At 68.2% G+C, this 21,662-nt stretch carries 21 protein-coding genes and 1 pseudogene; 11 read left to right on the plus strand and 11 right to left on the minus strand.

What is annotated here, in order from left to right; all coding sequences use genetic code 11:
* Window positions 1-160: 160 nt before the first annotated feature.
* From IE278_RS42335 to IE278_RS21680, 7 genes are all read right to left on the minus strand, one after another.
* Window positions 161-313, minus strand: a complete 153-nt coding sequence (locus IE278_RS42335; RefSeq protein ID WP_246570478.1) for a hypothetical protein — start codon at window positions 311-313, stop codon at window positions 161-163.
* A gap of 506 nt (window positions 314-819) precedes the next feature.
* Window positions 820-1,746, minus strand: coding sequence for a hypothetical protein (locus IE278_RS21655; protein WP_189774716.1), 927 nt, complete (start codon window positions 1,744-1,746; stop codon window positions 820-822).
* A 114-nt stretch (window positions 1,747-1,860) separates the two neighbouring features.
* Entirely contained in the window at window positions 1,861-2,232 is a 372-nt protein-coding gene (locus IE278_RS21660) for a hypothetical protein (RefSeq protein WP_189774718.1), read from the minus strand.
* A 420-nt stretch (window positions 2,233-2,652) separates the two neighbouring features.
* The gene (locus IE278_RS21665; protein WP_246570480.1) at window positions 2,653-3,216 is read right to left on the minus strand and encodes a recombinase family protein; all 564 of its coding nucleotides are present in this window, start codon (window positions 3,214-3,216) and stop codon (window positions 2,653-2,655) included.
* 38 nt (window positions 3,217-3,254) lie between these two features.
* Window positions 3,255-3,914 (minus strand): nucleoside/nucleotide kinase family protein, encoded by a 660-nt coding sequence (locus IE278_RS21670; protein ID WP_189774720.1) that lies wholly within the window; start codon window positions 3,912-3,914, stop codon window positions 3,255-3,257.
* On the minus strand, window positions 3,889-4,530 hold the full coding sequence (locus tag IE278_RS21675) for a histidine phosphatase family protein (RefSeq protein ID WP_189774722.1): 642 nt from the start codon (window positions 4,528-4,530) through the stop codon (window positions 3,889-3,891). Before IE278_RS21675 ends, IE278_RS21670 begins: the two co-directional genes overlap by 26 nt.
* A gap of 61 nt (window positions 4,531-4,591) precedes the next feature.
* On the minus strand, window positions 4,592-5,953 hold the full coding sequence (locus IE278_RS21680; RefSeq protein ID WP_189774724.1) for a hypothetical protein: 1,362 nt from the start codon (window positions 5,951-5,953) through the stop codon (window positions 4,592-4,594).
* Between the two features lie 400 nt (window positions 5,954-6,353).
* On the opposite strand from IE278_RS21680, the gene IE278_RS21685 reads away from it, so the two are divergent.
* Together IE278_RS21685 and IE278_RS21690 are read left to right on the plus strand one after the other, a co-directional pair.
* Window positions 6,354-6,773, plus strand: coding sequence for a hypothetical protein (locus IE278_RS21685; protein ID WP_246570481.1), 420 nt, complete (start codon window positions 6,354-6,356; stop codon window positions 6,771-6,773).
* 42 nt (window positions 6,774-6,815) lie between these two features.
* A pseudogene (locus tag IE278_RS21690) lies at window positions 6,816-7,042 on the plus strand (helix-turn-helix domain-containing protein); the annotation flags it as partial.
* Window positions 7,043-7,100: 58 nt separating this feature from the next.
* Here the strand turns inward: IE278_RS21690 and IE278_RS21695 are convergent.
* From IE278_RS21695 to IE278_RS21710, 3 genes are all read right to left on the minus strand, one after another.
* Entirely contained in the window at window positions 7,101-7,835 is a 735-nt protein-coding gene (locus IE278_RS21695) for a helix-turn-helix domain-containing protein (RefSeq protein WP_308434929.1), read from the minus strand.
* Between the two features lie 529 nt (window positions 7,836-8,364).
* Complete coding sequence (locus IE278_RS21705) at window positions 8,365-8,577, minus strand: hypothetical protein (protein ID WP_189774725.1); 213 nt, start codon at window positions 8,575-8,577, stop codon at window positions 8,365-8,367.
* Between the two features lie 152 nt (window positions 8,578-8,729).
* A complete protein-coding gene (locus IE278_RS21710) occupies window positions 8,730-9,914 on the minus strand; it encodes a helix-turn-helix domain-containing protein (RefSeq protein WP_189774727.1) in 1,185 nt (394 codons plus the stop codon).
* A gap of 167 nt (window positions 9,915-10,081) precedes the next feature.
* On the opposite strand from IE278_RS21710, the gene IE278_RS21715 reads away from it, so the two are divergent.
* The 3 genes from IE278_RS21715 to IE278_RS21720 all read left to right on the plus strand — a co-directional run bounded on the left by IE278_RS21715 (window position 10,082) and on the right by IE278_RS21720 (window position 12,487).
* Entirely contained in the window at window positions 10,082-10,687 is a 606-nt protein-coding gene (locus IE278_RS21715) for a hypothetical protein (RefSeq protein WP_189774729.1), read from the plus strand.
* 863 nt (window positions 10,688-11,550) lie between these two features.
* A complete protein-coding gene (locus tag IE278_RS42960) occupies window positions 11,551-11,799 on the plus strand; it encodes a hypothetical protein (protein ID WP_281403185.1) in 249 nt (82 codons plus the stop codon).
* A 10-nt stretch (window positions 11,800-11,809) separates the two neighbouring features.
* On the plus strand, window positions 11,810-12,487 hold the full coding sequence (locus tag IE278_RS21720; protein ID WP_281403186.1) for an acetate kinase: 678 nt from the start codon (window positions 11,810-11,812) through the stop codon (window positions 12,485-12,487).
* Window positions 12,488-12,551: 64 nt separating this feature from the next.
* Here IE278_RS21720 and IE278_RS21725 read toward each other — a convergent pair whose 3' ends face one another.
* Entirely contained in the window at window positions 12,552-14,333 is a 1,782-nt protein-coding gene (locus tag IE278_RS21725) for a PucR family transcriptional regulator (protein ID WP_189774731.1), read from the minus strand.
* A gap of 284 nt (window positions 14,334-14,617) precedes the next feature.
* Between IE278_RS21725 and dnaK the strand changes: the two genes are divergently transcribed.
* From dnaK to trxA, 6 genes are read left to right on the plus strand one after another with little or no spacing between them, the layout of a single operon-like run.
* Window positions 14,618-16,510: a molecular chaperone DnaK gene (gene dnaK / locus IE278_RS21730; protein WP_189774733.1), complete on the plus strand. Its 1,893-nt coding sequence runs from the start codon at window positions 14,618-14,620 to the stop codon at window positions 16,508-16,510.
* A gap of 9 nt (window positions 16,511-16,519) precedes the next feature.
* On the plus strand, window positions 16,520-17,140 hold the full coding sequence (locus tag IE278_RS21735) for a nucleotide exchange factor GrpE (RefSeq protein WP_189774734.1): 621 nt from the start codon (window positions 16,520-16,522) through the stop codon (window positions 17,138-17,140).
* 6 nt (window positions 17,141-17,146) lie between these two features.
* Complete coding sequence (locus IE278_RS21740; RefSeq protein WP_189774736.1) at window positions 17,147-18,100, plus strand: DnaJ C-terminal domain-containing protein; 954 nt, start codon at window positions 17,147-17,149, stop codon at window positions 18,098-18,100.
* Window positions 18,097-18,504, plus strand: a complete 408-nt coding sequence (locus tag IE278_RS21745; RefSeq protein WP_189774738.1) for a chaperone modulator CbpM — start codon at window positions 18,097-18,099, stop codon at window positions 18,502-18,504. The genes IE278_RS21740 and IE278_RS21745 overlap by 4 nt, the downstream gene beginning before the upstream one ends.
* Window positions 18,495-21,134, plus strand: a complete 2,640-nt coding sequence (gene clpB / locus IE278_RS21750) for an ATP-dependent chaperone ClpB (RefSeq protein ID WP_189774740.1) — start codon at window positions 18,495-18,497, stop codon at window positions 21,132-21,134. Before IE278_RS21745 ends, clpB begins: the two co-directional genes overlap by 10 nt.
* Window positions 21,131-21,589, plus strand: coding sequence for a thioredoxin (trxA, locus tag IE278_RS21755; RefSeq protein WP_189774743.1), 459 nt, complete (start codon window positions 21,131-21,133; stop codon window positions 21,587-21,589). The genes clpB and trxA overlap by 4 nt, the downstream gene beginning before the upstream one ends.
* The last annotated feature ends 73 nt before the right edge of the window (window positions 21,590-21,662 follow it).

Consider the following 21,662-nt stretch of genomic DNA (forward strand, 5'->3'; position numbering starts at 1 on the left):
TGGCCGGGCCTCTCATCAGCGTCTCGGACGGCACCTCCCCGGCCCGGTGACACCACCCCCCAGGTCATCCCTTCGACAGGGGGGAACAGTCATGCCGGGCCCGGAGGCCAGCGGCCCTCTTGCAGGACCGCGAAGAAGATAACGGGGGGAAGGCGTCTTCTCAGACGCTGCGCACAGTGCGACCGACGAGGGTGTGCAGTACCGGCCACATATGGAAGAGCAGGTCCCGGTTGAGATACCGGGGCAGGTCATCACGCAGGCCCTCGTGCAGGACGGTGCGGTACAGACTCACGCGCTGGCGAGGCTCGCTCATGTCATACGAGGTCATCCCCGACCAGGCCATGTGCAGAGGCGGCTCTATGACCCCTTGTATCGGGCCGTGCAACTTCTCCAGCGCCTCCGGCGGACGCCGCCGAACCTTCTCCTGGTACAAGCGCGAGGTCCTCGGTCTCCGCCCCTGAGAGGTCCTTCGGTGCGCTGGGGGAAAGTTGTGAGCTGGAGGGCGAACCTTCATTCTGGTGCCGGAGTAGTGGCGCGGGTTTCCTCATCGCCAACCTGGAATCAGCGCCGAAGCCTCTTCTTCTCAGACTGTTCCAGGTAACGAAACTAGCGATCTGCCTGCCAACCTTGGGCTGGAATGATCTTGAAGACGTGAGGACCCGGGATCACGGCTACGCTGAGTCGCGCCGAGGCACGACCGGTCGCGCAGTGCCCTCGGACTGGTTGGAGGACTCTGGTCTGGTGCAGGAGCGGGACGATCCGCCGGAGGTTGACGAGGCGGAGCCTTCGTCGACCTTGCGGGCCGTCCCGGATGACGCCTCAGCCGTGCATTGGGTTGCCCTGCCTTGTGGCCTGCTGGCCGAGGGGCGTGATGGCGGGCTGTGTTGACGGTGCCAGGCTGGGGAGGTCGGAGAGCACCACCCGGTTCGGCCCGTAGTAGCTTTTCAACGTTTCGGGTCGCGCCATGCGCAGCCACAGCGGGGCGCCAATGAGGATGCGGCTGACCCCGTCGATCTCTGGCTCGGTTCGCAGGTCCCATCGTCCCGGTGTGAGTGTTACGTCCTTGTAGATCGTGGCGACGAAATCGGACGCCTCGAAGCCGATCACTGTAAACGCGCGGGTCTCGGGCCGTCCTCTATGGTCGGCGGGGTCCGCGTAGATGCCTTGTGTCGTCGCGACCTTGAGGGTGTCCACTGCGAGCGCCTCAATGTCGTCAGGGAACCGGCTCCTCGTGCGTGCGCTGAGGGGCGCACCACGTAGAGCGATGAGTTCTTCGATCGCTGGTGCCGCTGACGAGGCCCAGCCGCCGACGGGGTCGTCTTCCGGGACGGTGAATCCACGCAGGTTCTTCAGGCCGCCGAACAGGCAGAGGTCGACCCGGCGGCCCGCGCGGGTGGTCGTCTGCGCGTGGATCATGGCGGTTCGCTGGCCGAAGGTGTGTTCGGGGTCGGCACCCCAGCGCTGGAACTCCGATACCACCACCCGGCTCTTCCCCTGTACCAGCTGCAGGGGGCCAGGGGCGTCGAAGTCGGTGGCAATGTGGGCACGGAGCCTTTTCTTGATCGTCTCAGCGACTTCGAAGGGGGTCTGCTCCCGATCCCGGCCTGCGACATCGACGCCGCTGCCGCCCAGGCCGAGCTTCACCGCGGTCTTGATGCCTGGGGTCAGCCGGACCCCGTTGTCTTCTACGACCTCACGGACCAGCCGGTCGGACCAGTAGATGTACCTGCCTACGGGCTTGGGCAACGCTGACCTCCGCAGAACTCGGGCCCGGCTACCGAAGGGGGGCCACCACTATGGGAAGACGATCAGGTGCGGTGCGGGGGTTCCCGCAGAGCGGAGGCTGCCGCGCGGCCCGGGTCAGTAGTCCTCATCCGGAGCGTCGGCGAAGATCGGGTAAAGCTGCACCCCTAGCGCTATGCGCGCCTGCCTGAAGTCCTCGTCTGCGGGGCCCTTCAGCAGGTATCTGTTGCGGAGCAACGGCACGGGCCAGCCGGCCGCGCGCATCTCCTCGTATTCGAGTACACCGGCCGTGGCCGCCCATGTCCTCAGACCATACAGCGCGGTGTCCGACTCGGCGGCGGTCACGTTCGCTGCGTACACCAGCCATCCGTCAGCGGCGTTCTCCTCCCCGATGGCACACTCTGGGCTCCCCTTGGACGGTCCGAGCGGCTCGTCCGTCCCGACGACCAGGATGCGGGTGCGGTCCAAGCGGGCGAGGAACAGCACCACGCGGGACAAGTCCACTTGAGCTTGCACTTCGTCGGCCGCTGCAACCTCCTGGTCTCACTGGTCCGCCATCGATACCTCGTCGAGGTTCACGGTTTCACTCTGGCCGCCTTGCGGCATGCGGTCCGCTGGCATGTGTGCACTCACCCCGTCGGCTTTGAGCTGCCGAAAGACGGACCGTTCGACCTGTCGCGCGGCCTCGCGGGAGGGGAGCAGCACCGCGCGGTGCAGGTGCCAGCCCTGGCCCGGTGCTAAGCGATCCGCGCGGAGTTCAGACCGGCGATCCCGACCTTCCCAATCTGGGTGGCGCTGTGCGTCACCACGTAGACATGGGTGGGCGTCGCGATCATGCGTTGATCTCCGTCCGTGCCGACGCGCGAAGTTCGGCGAGGTCGGCAATGTGGTTGTAGAGCGTGCCGGAGCTCACGCAGAGGAGCTTGGCGATCGAGGTGATGGAGCGTTGGGCACGAGGTCGCGGGCGGCGCGGATGATTTCCTCGGTGGCGACGGTGGGACGCCCGCCGACCCGGCCGCGGGCGGAGGCCAGGCCCTCGTGGGAGCCTTGGACGATGAGCTCGCGGATGAACTCGGCGAGGCCGGCAAAGACGTGGAAGACGAGTCGGCCGCCGGGGGTGGTGGTGTCGAGGTTCTCGTGGAGAGAAGCGAAGCCAATGCCGCTGTCGCGGAGTTCGGCAACCATGTTGATGAGATCCTGCAGGCTGCGGCCGTATCGGTTGAGCGAGGGGACGGCAAGTGTGTCGCTGGCTTCGAGTAAGGCGTGACATGCCTTGAACTCCGGGCGAAGGGCGTTCTTGCCGGACTTTTTGTCCGCGAAGATCTTCCGGCATCCGGCGCAGAGCCCCGGCGTTCTCGCGATTTGTCTGGTTTGAGACTTCTGCCCATTTCGGTGCAGCCCATGTTCGCGCGTGTCGCACCGACGACTGCGCCGGACGGCCGGGGTGATGAATCGGGCAATTCTCGGGAACAACGGTCCCCTGGCAATGGGCCCTTATCGATCTCGCCATGTCAAGAGAGGCCCAGACCATGACTTTGAAGTGCCTGCACGACATGTGACGTTGATTCGGCGAGGTTCAAATCAACGGTATCGACGAACACGACGTTGGCCGCCGTCTCGGCATAGCGCAGGATATTCGCCTCGTACATGGTGAAATACTTACTATTCACATCCTTCCCGAGCTTTTCCTTCCGTGACTGCTCACCCCTGCTCGAGATGCGTTTCCAGCATGTGTCGAAGTCGGCGGCGCAGACGACCGTGAGCGCACTGCTGTGATAGTCCATGAGACCTTGCAGCAGCCTTTCGCATGGATCTCTCGGCACTCCGAGGTAGTCGAACCATGAGATCAGGCTTGCCACACCACGATCGCAAATTGTAATGTCGTTATTGAGGCGCGATCGGCTGATGATGCTCTCTCTTTCGATTTCCAGCGCAATCCTTAACAACACCTCCACGTTCCCGTGGTGCCGAAGATCTTCACGCTCCAGCACTCTGGAGATGTCGACCAGTTCGGGTTCATTCTTGCGGCCAACGACACGAACACTCTTATCGGTCAGCATTTCGCGTACACCGTTGATCAAGGAAGACTTCCCGGCGCCATCGTAGCCTTCGAAGGTGACAAAACCTCCGAGTGAACGCTCTCCCTCAGGCATTTCCACCTGTTCCTTCACGGGCCGGAGGATCCGGCTTCTTTCGACCGATTCGATCCCTGATACCCGCCAGGACAGTCACAGGATCCACCGTCTTTCGGATAAACGCACCTTCCGCAACGTCGTAGACGCCATCCGCATACGTGTCGGTTTCCCAATTTAGTGAACTGATGTGGGCGATTATGTTGATCGTGCTGTAATGCCCTACTATCGCCAAAATCGGGTCACCATCACCAAACACCCGAAGGATTCCCCTTTTGACTCGCGATGTCTGCGCCTCCATGCTCTCCTCGTCAAAATTTGGCCGCAGGAATCGGTCTCGGTAGGAAAGGCTTACGTACTCTGGGTTATGCTCACGAATGAAGTCCTCAGTCTTTTCCTCGAAGAGGCCCGAATGGTACGCGCGAAACTCCTCAATGATGCGAACAGCCTTCTGGGGAAATATGAAGGACGCGGTCTCCAGGCACCTCAGGAGTGGCGAAGAGCAAACTTTCGGTTGCTCAAGGGATTCCAAAGCAGCCCGTGTTTCCGCGAGTTGCTCTTCGAAACCCTCGGCCAGGGGAGCATCGTATAGCCTGCCCCAAATGCCAACTCTCGAACGAGTGCTGGTTCCGTGCCGTATAAGGACTAGCTCCATAGACACCTAGGTTTCTTTGCTCGCAGCCGCACTTCCGCGTGCGGAGGGAATGAGGGGCTTGCTATCGGTGGCTGATGGTGATGTCGGCACGCATTCGTGCACCCAGACGAGGAGAGATCAGAACTTTTGCCGATTCCGAGGGTGACACGTATTTTGCGGCTACCTGGAGACAGAACAGCGAAAACAACCCGGCCGGAATGAGGGGCGACGAAGTGCCGGCCGCTGCCGCTCCTGCTGCGCCCACAGCGAGAAACCCCTGTACGACACCCGGGACTTTCTCCACTATGCCGCTGACGTCCGAGACCTTCGAAATGAAATGCGGGCGAAAACCCAGCATTCCGACCTCCTTGCCGACATGCTTCATGATCTCATCAGAATACCTGCGGAGAGAATTGACGAGTTCATCGCGCAGTATTTCGTCGGTGGGTGCCCTCCTCCAGTGAGAGAGGGCTTCGAAGTATCGCTCACAGGCAGGCGATCGTCGAATAGTGAGCAAAATATCGCCGCTCACCAGCCGTAGATGAGCAGGTCTAGGAAGACGAATGGACACATCGATCAGTTCGTCCAGGTGGCCGACGCTCCCGTCCACATCCCCCTCTCCTGACAACAGGTTGTTTCGCCACAAATCCATGGCGGCGACGAACGGCTCCCATCGTGGGCTGTTGCCAGCTGTGAGAATAATGTTCGCCAGACTTCGATTGTAGAGTTCGCACGCGCAGGTGTAATAGAGCCGCAAGTCGCGTTCGGCGGTCGCGCCAACCTGGGACTTCACTCGGGTCAGGAGTTCACTGATGTTTTCGATCCGACCTGAGCCACTGCCCAGAAGCCGCTCACCGGAGACCTGGATCAGCTGACTGAGGAGAATTCCCTCCGAGCCGAGCAGGGTACTCGACCGCTCCAACGCAATCGCGAGTTCTTGGCCTATCCACTCGCGACTGCGGTTCCAGAAACTGAGGAAGTCGTCCGGATCCAGTCCCGTCCCCAGAATGGGTGCCTGTTCTGCGCCAAGATAGTTCCTCAACGCAGCACCGAACAACGCCGAGTTGTCCACCGAGGACCAATGACTCGCCGTGAAGGGTGTCCTGTCAACTCTTTCCGCGATGCGTTGCGCCTCGGCACTGAAGCCGCGGCGATCGGAGCCTTCCATAAAAGCGAGCAGCTCGGACAGACTGCTTCGTTCCCGGCGGAAATATGGCGTGACGAATCCGTTCCGAAGGCCGATTTCTATCCACGAGTCCCGAGAAGAGTACTCGGCAAGGTGATCACCAAGCCAGTGGCCCTGCAAAAAATAGTGGTCCGGGATCGCGAGCTCCGGCTGCAGCAACAGATTGTAGTAAAGACTCCTATCGAAGGAGCTACGCGATATCGCAAATTGATAGAACCCGTGGCCGGCAGCGAATAACGCCGCGTCAGGACGAGACATGACCGGCAGTCTAGCCCAGCACGTCAGTGACTGGGGGATGGTCGTCCCCGATTCTTCAACGATCTTGATTGCCCGAGCGCCGGTCACCCGCAGGCCCGACCTCAGTCATCGGAGTCGGCGTATGCCAGTTGAATTTTCCCGAGGAAGAAATACCTTCGGATAGCTGCCGTCGCGTGACACCCGTGACTACAGGGGACGATGGGGTCAGGGAGTTTGCAATGTCGCAGGTTGGTGGAGATCGGGGCTTCGGCGTAGTCACATGACGTCCGATTCATGATCACCGTGGCTCCCTTTAAGGGCTGTTCCGTAAGTGATCTTCGAGCCGGTTGGGATCAGAGCCCCGCACACGGGTGACCGAGTCCTGATGGCAGGATGATCGGCCCGACGATCCTGAGGGGCCATGTCCGTGCGCACCCCCGCCGACTACCTCGAACTGGCGCATGCCGAGAGCGACAGCGTCGTTCTGCATCGACTCGCGCGGTGTCCGTACCCCTTCGTCTGGCAGGCGCTGGCCGCCAATCCCTCCACGGCGCCTGGCACTCTGCTGGAACTGAGCACGGCCCGAGACAGCGCCTGGAACGACAACAGGCTCCTTCGCCTGCTGGCGGAACATCCGAGCGCGGACCACACGGTGCTGCGAGCCGTCCGTGACGCCGTGGCGGCGAAGCTCGCCGAAGGCGAACGGCCCTATGCCGCTGTGCTTGCGCTGGCGGGACGGACGGAAGTGGCGGCGGTAGAAGTGCGACAACTCGGGACTCTGCGTGGGGCTTCTGCGCGTCTGCGCAGTCAGCTGGACCGGCACTTGGGGCTCCGTACTTGACCCGTGCCCATCCCGGTCGGCTCCAGGTGGAACGATCCTGATGTGACCGCAGTGATCACGGCGTCGGGGTCGTCCTGGATAGGCCCTTCACCGGGCTGAGCCCGCGCTGTTTCGGGAAGCTGGTGACCGCCGTGCTGCGTGAAACCGCTACCGAGCTCCAGCGTGGGCGGCCCTGGGAGCTCCCGCTCGAGGATCGCATCCTGCTTGTCACGGCCTACTGGCGAACGAACTTGACGATGCGTCAGATTGCTCCATTGTTCGGCATTTCGAACCCGGTGCAGCGTGACCAACGCCCTGCGGACCAGCGCGTAATCGGCCAGTGCCTGATCACCGCTGGCGGCGGCCAGGTCGACCGCGCGCTGTGTCCACCACAGCGCCGCACGCTCGTCCCCGGTCTCCTGCACCAGCCAGCCCACGTACTCTGCGTACCGGGAACCGAGCGCCAGCAGGCGACGCCTGGTGGCACTGTCGCTCTGTGACGACAGCTCCCGCAGCGTGTGTCTGCGCGATCAGCACGGGCAGAAGCAGGCCGGGTTCCACGGTTTGACCGAGTCTGCGGTAGTGCGTGAACAGGGAGTGTGAGGCTTCCAGCATGCCGGCGCCGGCGGTTGGGGAAGCCGGACCTGATCCGTCCGACCTCCAGGTCATCAGCGAGGCGACGCCGGCATTCATCACCTCGCGCCGGCCCACGGGCCCGAACGAATTCGGGCCGTCCGGTGGCAACTGCATCATCCAGTTCTCCTCCTCGACCCGGCCTGGCGCCGACACGGCAGGTGAGTCGACAGCGGTAGGGGTGCTCAGGGCGATCAGTGCCCCGTCGGTACCGAATGCGGCGTCGCACAGCCGCGCGAGATCACGGCTGGGCGCCTTGATGCCCCGCTCGACCTTGCTGAGCTGCGCTTTGCTGTAGTGCACGAGACCGGACAGGTCTGTAAGGCTCAGTCCGGCTTCCAGACGCCGCTTTCTCAGTTCCTCGCCGAACGGGGTGGACGGATGTGGCACGGGAACCTCCCGAACCCGGTCATCCGGGTCGAGGCGGTGCTGCACGAAAGAGTGCGGCACCAACTCCCGGACGGATAAGGCGATCGAAGCTGTTTCCCGTTTCCTTCTCCGACGCCGGGGTGCGGCAAGCTCATGCGGGGCAGTTGAGTTCCCCAAGGGCCGGTGCTCGTGTTTCCGGCGGACGGCTGGGGCGCCTTCGTTTCAATGAGTGCGAGTGGGCGCTCGGGTGCCTGAGCCGAGATGTGGCCCGTCCGACACCACGGATCCGCACGATGACCCGAAGGAAAGCACAAGGAGGTCTTCGGCGCGCGCCCGCCCACGCGGCCGGGCCAGCGGCACAGCCGACGAGCCGCTTTATGAGCATCGGTGCCCGGGGGGCCGCCAGCGGCGGTGGTGTCCGAGGCGCACACCGTCACCGAAAGCAGCGAGCTCCGGCAGCCGGGGCTGGTGCCGAGTGCGGTGGCCGTGGTCCGCGTACGCGAGCCCCGGCGCCAGGACGCCCGTCAGGAGCACCGCGGCGGCGCCGCCGCGCGCCTCAGCACGTGCGTGCCCCGTCCGGTACGTAGTCGGTCACCATCCAGCCGTTCCCCTACTTCTCCGTCGTCGCCGTCACGACGTAGCGGCGCGGCTGGTTCGTCGGGAGGGGAAGGGCCTTGTCAGTGCGGGTGTCGGTGGTCTGCCACGTCGACAGGTCGGCGCAGTCCTCGATCGTCGCGGTCGGCAGCTTCGCGAGTGCGACGAGCGGGGTCACCTTCGCGTCGTGTCCGAGCTGGCCCCGGATCACGGTGCGCTGTTCCTTCATGTGGGCCAGATCCGAACGAAACTTCGACAGCGCGTCGGTGCTTGCGTAGTTCTCCAGGTCGGTGCCCTTGGCAGCGGTCTTCCCGTTCGAAGTTACTCACACGGTCACCCAGTCACCCAGTCACCCGGTCACCCGGTCACCCGGTCACCCGGTCACCCGGTCCGTCCAGAGTCCGAGTCTGTGATCCAGCGCCCTTCGGCGGAGTCGTACACGTACGTCGGCCTCCCCCTGGTCCCGCTCGTGCGGAACGGCTTCCCGCCGTCCGTGATCCGCACCGTCCCCGTACGGCCCCCGGCGCTCCACTCCAGCTCCAGGTACCAGCGGCAGTCGCAGCCCGCCGTCCGCGCGGAGACCAGCAACTCCTCGGGGTCGGAGGAGGTGACCTTGTACGGGAAGGAGACGGCCGGGATCTTCCGGACCTTTGCACCGGAGGCGTCAAGGCCGTCGACGGGCCTCGCGAGCGGGCGCGGCCGGTCGAGGTCCACGGCGAAGTAGCGCGGGGTGACGGCGCCGCCACAGCCGTTGTCCATCCGGTACGCGTTCCACGGCAGCGGCGCGGCGCGGTCGACCACGCGCACGTGCAGGGCATGGAGGACGACGGCGTCGGACGGCGACCGGCCCTGGATCGTGATCCGCACCAGCGCCTCCCCGCCGTGCACGGTACCGTGCGTCCCGGCCCACGCCCCGGAGTCGGCCGCGACCGGCGGCGGGGCGACCGCGCGGGGGGCCCGGTCCACGAGGTAGGTGTGCCCGCAGCCGCCCTCCCAGAGCTGGGAACCGATGCTCCAGGTGAAGGGGAGGGGGGCTGCGGTCCGCCCCGGAGCGGTGGAAGCGGGAGCGGGGGCGGAAGCCGTACGGGTGGGGTGGCCGAGCAGGGCGGCGGCGAGGGTGAGCACGACGAGGCCGACGGCGGCGGCGACGAGGAGGGGAGCGGGGGCGCCACGACGGGGGCGGGCGCGGTCCGCCTCCGGCGCGGTCGGGTCCGGGGCGGGGCCGGGGCCCGGTTCCGGCGCGGACGGTTCCGGGTTCGATTCCGGCGCGGCCGACACGGCCGGCACAGGCGCGGGCGCGGGCGAGGCCGCTCGGCGGCGGGCGCGGTCCGCCTCCGTCCAGGCCGCCTCCAGGGCCCGCCGTTCCTCCTCGTCCGCCCCGCACAGCAGGGCGAGGCGGCCAACCACGGCGAACTCCTGTGGGACGGTCGCGCCCGAGCAGTAGCGGTGGAGGGTGGACGCGCTGACGCTCAGCCGCCGGCCCAGCGCCTCGTAACTCCTCCCGTCCCGCGCCTTCAGCGCGCGCACGAGCCCCGCGAACTCCTCGACGGCGGCGTCCTTCGGCATTCCATCCCCCTCGCCCCTGCGTCCCATCCTTCACGTCCTTGCACGTCAGCGGGGGTGGAATGGTTCCGGGACGGCTGGTGGGCGCGTGATCGTTGCAGCCGGCGGGCGCCGGCCCCACGCTGGTTGAGCACTGACCGAACGAACGACCCAACGGGGGATCCACCACCATGAACAAGCTCCGCACCGCACTCGCCACCGCAGCCGCTGCCGCACTGGGCCTCGCGGCCCTCGCCACCGCCCCGGCGCAGGCCGCTGCCCAGCCCGCCTTCCTCGCCGCCTCCCAGATGCCGCCGTCGTCGACGCCGTGGACCGCCACCCAGGTCTTCACCGGCGTCCCGGAGAACGGCGGCGTCCTCTGCGCCCCGTACAAGATCCCGGCGCAGAACACCCGCTACCGCGAGTTCAGCACCGACCTCGACACCAACGGCGTCCAGGTCACCACCGTCGCCCGTACCGAGGCCGACGCCGTGAAGCTGGTCGACACCCTCCGCGGGGCCCTCGCCGGCTGCGGCCCCCTGCTGGAGCAGCAGAACCCGGGCCTGCAGGCCGTCAGCGCCTCCCACGGCAAGCTCGCCGTCGAGGAGGGCGCCTGGGTCTACAGCCTGGACACCGCCGACCCGCAGATCGGCATCTCCGACATCCACCTGTTCTCCGTCGGCCGCGACGGCCGCACCGTCACCCTCGTCCGCTGGGGCCAGATGGGCGACCTCGAGGACGCCCCGCTGACCGCCTTCCGCACCACGACGAAGACCGCCGTCAACAAGCTCCACTGAGCCGGGGGCTCCCCCGAGGGCTGACCACAGCTCGACAGCGGCGCGGCCGGAACCCGGGCGCGCCGCTGTCGAGCCCACCTGCTCCGCCGGCGGCGACCACTTCCTGGCCTTCACCAGCATCGCCTGTCCCCTCTTCTGCTACTGCAGACTCGCCAAGTGAGATGGTCTCTCAGCGTCAGGAACGTAGCCGCGCTTCCTGGAGCCGCTATGCCGAACAGCCGACACCGAAGAAGGCGACGATGTCGTTGCGATGTGTGGGCTGCTGAAGACGATCACCATCCGCATGCCACACACTCGCCGATGGCCGCGTCGGCGAACGCACCGACTCCGACCAGCCTGCGAACAAGGCAGAACGGCGGCGAGCACGGCACTGCACAGATCCATCGCCGCCCCCACCCGTACCTGCCCGGCCAGCAGGAGAGGACCATCGCTACTTGTCGACCGTGACGCCCGTTTGACGCTCCAGGCACTCACACGGAGGACGGCGAGCTCAGAAACTAGCTCTGACCTGGACTTCTCCGTGATCCGCTCAAGCTGACATCTTTCCGATGACGCACCATGTGGAGTGCGTCGCGATCCTGGAGCCTGTCGCAAAGGGTGTCTGACCTGCCGTTTCTCCCAGCGTGTCAGGGGCGGCGCGCGCGTCGGGCGCGCCGCCCCTGACACGCTGGGGGGGAGGATCGGTGTGTGCGCACTCGAATCAGCCCGGTACTGGTGACCGACGCGGGGTCATCGAGTTTGCGTCTGACGGTCTTCGGGGACGGCGGTGAGGTCCTCGACGAACATCACAGCGAATCTCCTCCTGGCGAGGGGCCCTCGGTCCGCTGCGGCAATTGCTCGGGGAAGGGCTGGCTCCCACGGCCGTGGGTCACCGCATCGTCCACGGCGGCGCGGAGATGCGCGACCACACCCTGCTCGATGACGATGTGCGTGTCCGCCTGGATCGAGTGGCGGACCTCGCACCCCTGCACGTTCCGCAGGCATTGACCGTTCTGGACGCGGCTCGGAAGCTGCTGCCCGACGTTCCGCACGTGGTCTGCTTCGACACCGTCTTCCACGCCCGGCCTGGCAGCTGCCGCACGGGAGTACGCCGTACCTGCCGGCTGGCGTGAGGAGTACGGACTGCGCCGCTACGGCTTCCACGGCCTGTCCTACACCTGGGCGCTGGCCCGGACCGCCGTACTCCTCGGCCGCCGCCCGGAGCAGCTGCAGCTGGTGATGGTGCACCTCGGCGGCGGCTGCCCCGCCTGCGCCGTGCGCGAGGGGCGCAGTGTCGACACGACGATGGGCTTCACGCCGTCGGAGGGTCTGGTGATGAGCCGTCGCAGCGGCAGCGTCGACCCCGGCGCCCTGACCTGGTTGCTGAGACACAGGAACGTGTCCGCGGACGAGATCGAGGACGCGCTGAACCACAGGTCCGGTCTGCTCGCCCTGTCCGGCACCTCCGCCGACACACGTGACCTGGTCCGCAGCCGGGCGGCGGGCGGCGGGCGTGCCGCATTCGCCCTTGACGTCTTCACCCACCGTTGCCGTCGCGGCATCGCCGGGATGGCCGCGTCCTTGAGCCGTCTGGACGCGCTCGTCCTCACCGGTGAGATCGGTGAGGATCAGCCCGAGGTACGTGAAGAGGTGTGCGCCCGGCTGTCTCTGCTCGGCCTCACGGGCGGTCTGCGACCGCTGGTGGCCGAACGGCCCGAGATCGTCAGCGCGCCCGGCGCGCGCGTGCCCGTCGTCGTCGTTCCCACCGGAGAGGCCCAGCAGATCGACCTGGAGACCCGGGCTCTCCTGGCTCACGGCTGAGCGGGGCCGGCACCACGGAGCCGTGCTCGCCGGTACGCCACCCGCACCGTTGTTGTCAGGGGCGTCAGCCGGATCTCCCCAGCATGATCTTCCATACTCGCGTCGCGACCTGGAGGTTGAGCCGGTCCTCGACGTTCGCGAGGTCGTTGTCGCTGATCTCCCGGATGCGCTGCAGCCGGTAGCGCAGCGTGCTGCGGTGGATCGCGAGGGATGCGGCGGCCTCGTCGTAGTTGCCGCCGCAGTCGAAGTACCGGGAGAGGGTCTCCACCATGGCCGCGTGATGGCGGGAGTCGTAGTCGATGAGCTGCCCGAGCCAGTCGTGGACGAACGTCTCCAGTTCCTGGTGATCGGCGCCGGGTCCCAGGATGCGGTACAGGCCGAGCTCGTCGAAGAAGCTCGTGCCGTACCGCTCGCGGGAATTGAGGCGCACTTCGAGGGCGCGCCGCGCCTCCTGGTAGCGGTGGGGGATGTCGGGCACGGAGTCGGAGGGGGCGCTCACCCCGATCGTCCCGGACGGTGAACCGGTCTCCCGGGCGAGCGCCTCGTGCAGCGCGCGGGCGTGCGGCCTGCCGTCGGCGACCAGGACCACGTGGTCGGAGCGCCGGGTCAGCAGTGAGTGCATGCCGACGGCAGAGGCCGCCCGGCCCACGGTCCGGGCGAACGAGTCGTCCGAGGTCCGGTTCGACCACTCCACGACGACGACGTAGTGGCTGCGGTGCAGGTCGTGTCCGACCGCCTCGGACCGGGCGTAGGCGCTCACGGCGTCCGTCCCCGCCAGGAGGTCGTCGACCAGCTCGCGGTGCAGCCTCAGCTCGACCTCGGCCAGATTGCGCAGGTGCGCCAGCTCCAGGGCGAGCGACGCGGCGGCGTGTTCCAGCGCGAACACGGTGTGTTCGTCGGCCTCACCCAAGGTGTCGACCAGTGCCAGCACGCCCAGGATCTCGCCATGAGGGCGGACCAGAGTGGTCAGCCGGTCCTTCATCCGCACCGGCCCGACCTCCAGGGCGACGGCGCGCAGCATGTCGTTCCGGCGCACGGGGTCCGGTTCCGGGTAGGGGTCGGGCCGGCCGGGACCCGACCACGCCTTCAGCCGGCCGAAGCGGTCCTCGACCAGCGCCGGAAGTCCGGTGAGCTCATGCAGCGCGCGGGTGACGGCCTCCTCACCACCGCCCGAGGCGGCGATGTCGGCCATGAGGGTGTGAACGGCCCGCTGGCTCCCCAGCTCAGCCACCACGGAGATCAACTGCCGTCGCAGAGTGGCGCGTTCCTCCCTGACCTGACGAAGCTCCAGCGCGTCCTCGTGCCGGCGGCGCTGCGCGAAGGCGACCGACAGAGCGGCGGCGGTGAGCCGGACGAGCGTGGCGAGCAGGGACAGCTGGGCCCCCGTGGGCCGGCTTCGGGAGGTCACCACGAGGTAGCCGTGCAGTCTTCCCGTCCCGCGCAGCCCCAGAGCCCAGCCCCAGGGGGCGTCGGGGACGGTCACCGGGCCGTCCTGCCCCCGCAGTTCCCGAACCCGCCGGTCCACGGACGCGGCATGGGTGTGACCGTTCCGCGGACTGGGGACCAGATCGCCGTCGGACGCGAGGTATCCGGCTTCGGCGCTGTACGGCCCGGCGGCCGCGATGTGGTGCATGGCCAGGCCCAGGATCTCGCCTTCACCCGGGGCGTCGAACAGGGCGCGGGAGAGCTCCGTCATGCCGTGGAGCGCGCGGGCGGCCGGGCTCGTGGCGGATGGGCGCGGCTCTCCGCGCGCAGCCGTGGGGCGCCGCCCGGCACTGCCCTGCGGAAGGCCGCCCTCCCGGCCGGAGCGGCGGCCGCGCACGTGGTACGCCCGGCTGCCGGCCATGGGATCACTCCGTTCTCCCCCGGAGCTGCGGGAAGACGATCGTCATCACGGTCACCCGCTCAAGGGTGATTCGTACGAGATGTTCAGAGTATTGCCTCTTGTGCTCGCGGGGCTACCGGACCCGTGCACTTCTGACTTGTCAGGAGCAGGCGCGAAGTGACCCGGCTCGTGACCCTGGGAAGGGCCTGGAAGCTTCGACAGGCGCCGCCAGGAAGGTGGGGGCGACGACTGGGCAACCCCGCAAGCCGGTTGCGCAGGACCGCCGCACCGGAAGGAGATCTCTCATGGCCAAGGCAGTGGGTATCGACCTGGGCACCACGAACTCGGTGATCGCCGTGTGGGAAGGGGGCGAGCCGTCCGTGGTGCCCAACAGCGAGGGCAACCGCACGACACCGTCCGTAGTGGCCTTCACCGACACCGGCGAGCGTCTGGTGGGCCAGATGGCCAGGCGCCAGGCGATCCTCAACCCCAAGGGGACCATCTACTCGGCCAAGCGGTTCATCGGCCGGCACTTCGACGAGATCGCCGACGAGACCAGGGCGGTCGCGTACGACGTCGTCGAGGGCGACGGCGGGGCGGCCCGCTTCAAGGTGCGCGACAAGCTGTACGCGCCCGAGGAGATCAGCGCCCAGGTGCTGCGCAAACTCACCGAGGACGCCTCCAAGCAGCTCGGGGAGCGGGTCACGGAAGCGGTCATCACGGTGCCCGCCTACTTCAACGACGCCCAGCGCACCGCCACCAAGGACGCCGGCCGGATCGCCGGGCTGGAGGTGCTGCGGATCATCAACGAGCCGACAGCCGCAGCCCTCGCGTACGGCATGGACAAGCAGCAGCACGAGACCGTACTCGTCTTCGACCTGGGCGGCGGGACCTTCGACGTGAGCATCCTCGACGTCGGCGACGGCGTGGTGGAAGTGCGCTCCACCGCCGGTGACAGCCACCTGGGCGGCGACGACTTCGACCGGCGCCTGGTGGATCACCTCGCGGACGACTTCCAGAAGGAGAACGGCATCGACCTGCGCAAGGACCCGCAGGCGCTGCAACGCTTGTTCGAGGCGGCGGAGAAGGCCAAGACGGAGCTGAGCTCGGTGACACAGACGCAGGTCAGCCTGCCGTTCATCACCGCCGACGCCGAGGGCCCCAAGCACCTCACCGACTCGATCATGCGGTCCACCTTCGAACAGATCACCGGCGACCTGGTGGAGCGGTGCCTCGGACCGGTCCAGCAGGCCATGACCGATGCCAAGGTCGGCGAGAGCGACATCGACGAGGTCATCCTCGTCGGCGGCTCCACCCGCATCCCCGCCGTCCAGGCCCTCGTGCGCCGGCTGACGGGCGGCAAGGAACCCAACATGAGCGTCAACCCCGACGAGGTCGTGGCCCTGGGCGCCGCGATCCAGGCCGGGGTGCTCAAGGGCGAGGTCAAGGACGTCCTGCTGCTCGACGTCACCCCCCTGTCGCTGGGTGTCGAGACCCGCGGCGGCGTGATGACGAAGATCATCGAGCGGAACACGACCATCCCGGTGCGCCGCTCCGAGACCTTCTCCACCGCCGAGGACAACCAGCCCGCCGTCGACATCGTCGTCCTCCAGGGCGAGCGCGAACTGGCCGCCGACAACCGGGTGCTGGGGCGGTTCCAGCTCACCGACATCCGGCCGGCGCCGCGGGGCGAACCACAGGTCGAGGTCACCTTCGACATCGACGCCAACGGCATCCTCAACGTCACGGCCCGCGACCGGGACACCGGAAAGGAACAGGGCATCACGATCAGTGAGAGCTCCAACCTGGACCGCGGTGAGGTCGAACGCATGGTCCAGGAGGCCGAGCGGAACCAGGGCCAGGACCAGGCGCTGCGCGAAGCCGTCGACGCCCGCAACGAACTCGACGCCGTCGCCTACCAGGTCGAGAAGCGCCTCGCGGAACTGGGCGACACGGCCCCCGCGCACGAGAAGGCACGCGCCGAGATGCTCGTGTCCGATGCCCGGGCCGCGGTCCAGGAAGAGGCGGGCGTCGAGCGCGTACGGCCCCTGACCTCCGAACTCCAGCAGTTGCTCGCCGCCCTGGCGGCCCACCAGGGCGCCGCCGACCCGGGCGGCCCCGGGCAGGACCCCACCACCGGCGGTCCCGCGAGTGACGGTGACGACGACGTCATCGACGCCGAGTTCGACAAGGACTGAGGAACCGCCATGTCGATCCACCCGGAGGAACCCGACCCGGCAGGGCCCGACCGCACCGATCCGGCCCAGCAGGGCGCCGTAGGCCCCTCCCCCCGGGACCTGCCGCGCTCGGGCCCGCCGACGGGGCGCGAGCCCGCCGCGGACGAGCCACCCGGCCCCGGCACGGCCGGCGGCGGCCCCGCACCGTCCCGGAACGAGTACACGGCCGAGCTCGAGGAACTGGAGGACCGCTGGCGGCGCGCGCTCGCCGACCTCGACAACCTCCGCAAGCGCCACGCCAGGGAACTGGAGCGGGAGAGGACGGTCGAGCGGTCCCGGACGGCCGCCGCCTTCCTGCCCGTCCTGGACAACCTCGAACTCGCCCTGACCCATGCCGGCGCCGATCCCGGTGCCATCGTGGCGGGCGTCCAGGCGGTCCGCGACCAGGCGGTGAACGTCCTCGAACTGCTCGGCTACCCGCGGCACGCGGAGACCGGCGTCGTGTTCGACCCGGCCCGGCACGAGGTGATCGGCGTCGTCCAGGACCCCGACGCCACGCCGGGCACGGTCGTCGACGTGCTGCGCCCGGGCTACGGGGACGGCGAACGGCAGCTCAGGCCCGCCGCCGTGACCGTCGCGAAGCGGGAGTGAACGGCGATGGCACAGGACTTCTACGAGGTGCTGGGCGTGTCGAGAACCGCGAGCCAGGACGAGATCCAGCAGGCATACCGCAAGCTCGCCCGCAAACACCACCCCGACGTCAACAAGGCCCCGGAGGCGGAGGAACGCTTCAAGGACCTCAACGAGGCGTACAGCGTCCTGTCGGACCCGAAGACCCGGGCCCGTTACGACCGCTTCGGCGAGGACTTCCGCAAGATCCCCGAGGACTTCGACGAACGGGCCGCGGCCGGCGCGGGCGGCGGCTTCCGCGCCCGCGGGAGCGCGGGCGCGGGAGGCCCCCGCGTCCGGTACTCCACCGGCTTCGGCGACGACTTCACCGCGGACGGTGTCGACATCGACGACCTGTTCGGCTCGTTCTTCGGAGCGGGCGGCGCCCGCGGCGGCGTACCGGGAGCCGACCAGGAGGCCGAGCTGCCGCTCACCGTGGAGGAGGCGTTCAAGGGCGGCCGCCGTACGGTCACGCTCGCCGGTCCCGCCGGCCGGCCGCGGCGGTACGAGGTCGACGTGCCGCCGGGCGTCACCGACGGGCAGCGCATCCGGCTGGCGGGGGAGGGCGGCCAGGGAAGCGGTGACGCCCCCGGAGGCCACCTGTACCTGCGGGTACGTATCCGGCCCCACCCGCAGTTCCGGCTGGACGGCCGCGACGTCCACGTCCAGGTACCGGTCACTCCCTGGGAGGCGGCCCTGGGCGCGACCGTGCCGGTGCCCACCCCCGGCGGTGGCACGGCCAAGGTCACCGTGCCGGCGGGCTCGTCCAGCGGCCGGCGACTGCGGCTGCGCGGCGAGGGCATGCCCAACCCGCGCGGTGCAGACGGCGACCTGTACGCCGAACTCCGCGTCATGGTCCCTCCCACGCTGGGCGACCGGGAGCGCGAACTGTTCGAGGAGCTCGCCGCCACTTCCTCGTTCGACCCCAGGAGGACGCGATGAACGACCGACCCTCGGGAGCGGCAGGCACCAGTCGGGCCGGCAGGGGCGACCGTCCGGTACGAACGGGCGCCGACCTCACCGCCGCGATGTCCGTCCGGTACGCGCTCGTGCCCGCCCCCAGGCTCTCCCTGCACACGGTGGCCCGTCGCTCGGGCCTCCACCCCGATCTGGTCCGCCGGTTCGTCGCCCTCGGCCTGGTCGACGCCGAACGCGACGCCGCCGGGCAGCTGGTGTTCGACCCCACGGCCCCGGCGGTCCTCGCCCGCATCCAGCGGCTGCGCTCCGGACTCTGCCTCAACTACGCATCCATCGGCCTGGTGCTCGACCTGCTCGACCGCATCAGCCTGCTCGAAGCCGCCCTGCGCGGCCGCGGCACGAGGAGTGAAACACCCCCATGGACATGAACCGCCTCACCCAGAAGTCCCAGGAAGCCCTCCAGGAGGCGCAGAGCGCGGCCGTCGGCATGGGACACACCGAGGTCGACGGGGAACACCTCCTGCTCGCCTTCCTCGACCAGGAGGACGGTCTGATCCCACGGCTGCTGCAGCAGGCCGGCACCGAGCCGAAGAACCTGCGCGCGGCCCTGCGCGAGGAACTCTCCCGCCGTCCCAAGGTCACCGGCCCCGGCGCGGCACCGGGCCAGGTCTTCGTCACCCAGCGCCTGACCCGCCTGCTCGACGCCGCCGAACGGGAGGCCAAACGCCTCAAGGACGAGTACGTGTCCGTGGAGCACCTCCTGCTCGCACTGGCCGAGGAGGGCTCGTCCACCACGGCCGGGCGTCTGCTCAAGGAGGCCGGCATCACCAGGGACTCGTTCCTGGGCGCCCTCACCCAGGTCCGCGGTAACCAGCGCGTCACCTCCGCCAACCCCGAAGTCGCCTACGAGGCGCTGGAGAAGTACGGCCGCGACCTGGTCGTGGAGGCCAGGGCCGGCAGGCTCGACCCGGTCATCGGGCGGGACGCCGAGATCCGCCGTGTCACCCAGATCCTCAGCCGCAAGTCCAAGAACAACCCCGTCCTCATCGGCGACCCGGGCGTGGGCAAGACCGCCATCGTCGAGGGTCTCGCCCAGCGCATCGTCCGCGGCGACGTCCCCGAAGGACTCCGCGACAAGATCGTGTTCGCTCTCGACATGGGCTCACTGGTCGCCGGGGCCAAGTACCGCGGTGAGTTCGAGGAACGCCTCAAGGCCGTACTCAGCGAGGTCAAGGCGGCCGAGGGGGGCATCCTGCTCTTCGTCGACGAACTGCACACCGTCGTGGGCGCGGGTGCCGCCGAAGGAGCCATGGACGCGGGCAACATGCTCAAGCCCATGCTCGCGCGCGGAGAACTGCACATGATCGGCGCGACCACCCTCGACGAGTACCGCAAGCACATCGAGAAGGACGCCGCCCTCGAACGTCGCTTCCAGCAGGTGCTGGTCGACGAGCCGACCGTGGAGGACACCATCTCCATCCTGCGAGGACTGCGCGAACGTCTGGAGGTCTTCCACGGTGTGAAGATCCAGGACACCGCGCTCGTCTCCGCGGCCACCCTCAGCCACCGCTACATCACCGACCGGTTCCTGCCGGACAAGGCCATCGACCTCGTGGACGAGGCGTGCGCCCGGCTGCGCACCGAGATCGACTCCATGCCCGCCGAACTCGACGAGATCACCCGCCGCGTCACCCGCCTGGAGATAGAGGACGCCGCCCTCTCCAAGGAGACCGATGCCGCCAGCCGGGCCCGTCTGGAAGAACTCCGCAAGGAACTGGCCGACCTGCGCGCCGAGGCCGACTCCAAACACGCCCAGTGGGAGGCCGAGAGGCAGGCGATCCGCCGCGTGCAGGAACTGCGCCAGGAACTGGAACAGGTCCGCCACGACGCGGAGGAGGCCGAACGCGCCTACGACCTCAACCGCGCCGCCGAACTCCGCTACGGCCGCCTCCAGGACCTGGAGCGCCGACTCGCCGCGGAGGAGGAGCAACTGGCCGCGAGGCAAGGTCAGAAGCGGCTGCTGCGCGAGGTCGTCACCGAGGAGGAGATCGCCGAGATCGTCGCCGCCTGGACCGGCGTCCCCGTCGCCCGCCTCCAGGAGGGCGAACGCGAGAAGCTGCTGCGCCTCGACGAGATCCTGCGCGAGCGCGTCATCGGCCAGGACGAGGCCGTCCAGCTCGTCACCGACGCCATCATCCGCGCCCGCTCCGGCATCCGCGACCCTCGCCGCCCCATCGGATCGTTCATCTTCCTCGGCCCCACCGGCGTCGGGAAGACCGAGCTGGCCAAGACCCTCGCCCGGGCCCTGTTCGACTCCGAGGACAACATGGTCCGCCTCGACATGAGCGAGTACCAGGAGCGGCACACCGTCAGCCGGCTGATGGGCGCACCGCCCGGATACGTCGGCTACGAGGAAGGCGGCCAGCTCACCGAGGCCGTCCGCCGCAAGCCCTACTCGGTCGTGCTGTTCGACGAGGTCGAGAAGGCACACACCGATGTCTTCAACACCCTGCTGCAGGTCCTCGACGACGGCCGCATCACCGATGCCCAGGGCCGCACCGTCGACTTCCGCAACACCGTGATCATCATGACGTCCAACATCGGCTCCGAACACCTCCTCGACGGCGCCACCGCCGAGGGTGAGATCAAGTCCGAGGCCCGCGCCCTGGTGATGGGCGAGCTGCGCGGGCACTTCCGCCCCGAGTTCCTCAACCGCGTCGACGACATCGTGCTGTTCAAGCCGCTCGGTGAGCGGCAGATCGAGCGGATCGTGGAGCTGCAGTTCGACGAGCTGCGGCGCCGGCTCGCCGAGCGCCGTATCACCGTCGAACTCACCGACGTCGCGCGGGAGCTGATCGCGCACCAGGGCTACGACCCGGTGTACGGGGCGCGGCCGCTGCGGCGGTACATCTCCCACGAGGTCGAGACGCTGGTCGGGCGGGCCCTTCTGCGCGGCGACGTCCAGGACGGTGCGACGGTGCGCGTCGACGCCGAGCACGGAGAGCTGGTGGTCACCTACGACCAGCAGCACGGAGACCGGGAGGCGAGGGCGGCGTGAACACCACCCGGACGACGACGGTGACCTGCCCCGACTGCGGGCGCGTCAACCGGATCCCCGTGGCCGCCGAGGGACGCCCCAGGTGCGGCCGCTGCAAGCACGCCCTGCCCTGGCTCGTCGACGCGGGCGACGACGACTTCGCCGAGGTCGTCGAGCGGGCCACCGTGCCCGTCGTCGTCGACCTCTGGGCGACCTGGTGCGGTCCGTGCCGCATGGTCAGCCCCGCCCTCGAACAGGTCGCCCGCGACCTCGCCGGACGCATCAAGCTCGCCAAGGTCGACGTCGACAAGAACCCGCGGCTCAGCGGGCGCTTCGAAGTGCAGGCCGTGCCGACCCTCCTCGTCCTGGACAAGGGCGCGACGATCGCCCGGCAGGCCGGCGCCGCACCCGCGCACGTTCTGCGCGCGTGGGTCGAACAGGCGCTGGAAGGCCGGCAGACCACCGAGGGAGGGTGAACAGCAGGGTGAACACGACGGCGCCGTGACCTGAGGGGGACCACCCCGGGCCACGGCCGATCAGGCCCTTTAA

This window comes from Streptomyces tauricus (genome assembly GCF_014650955.1).
GTDB lineage: Bacteria > Actinomycetota > Actinomycetes > Streptomycetales > Streptomycetaceae > Streptomyces > Streptomyces tauricus.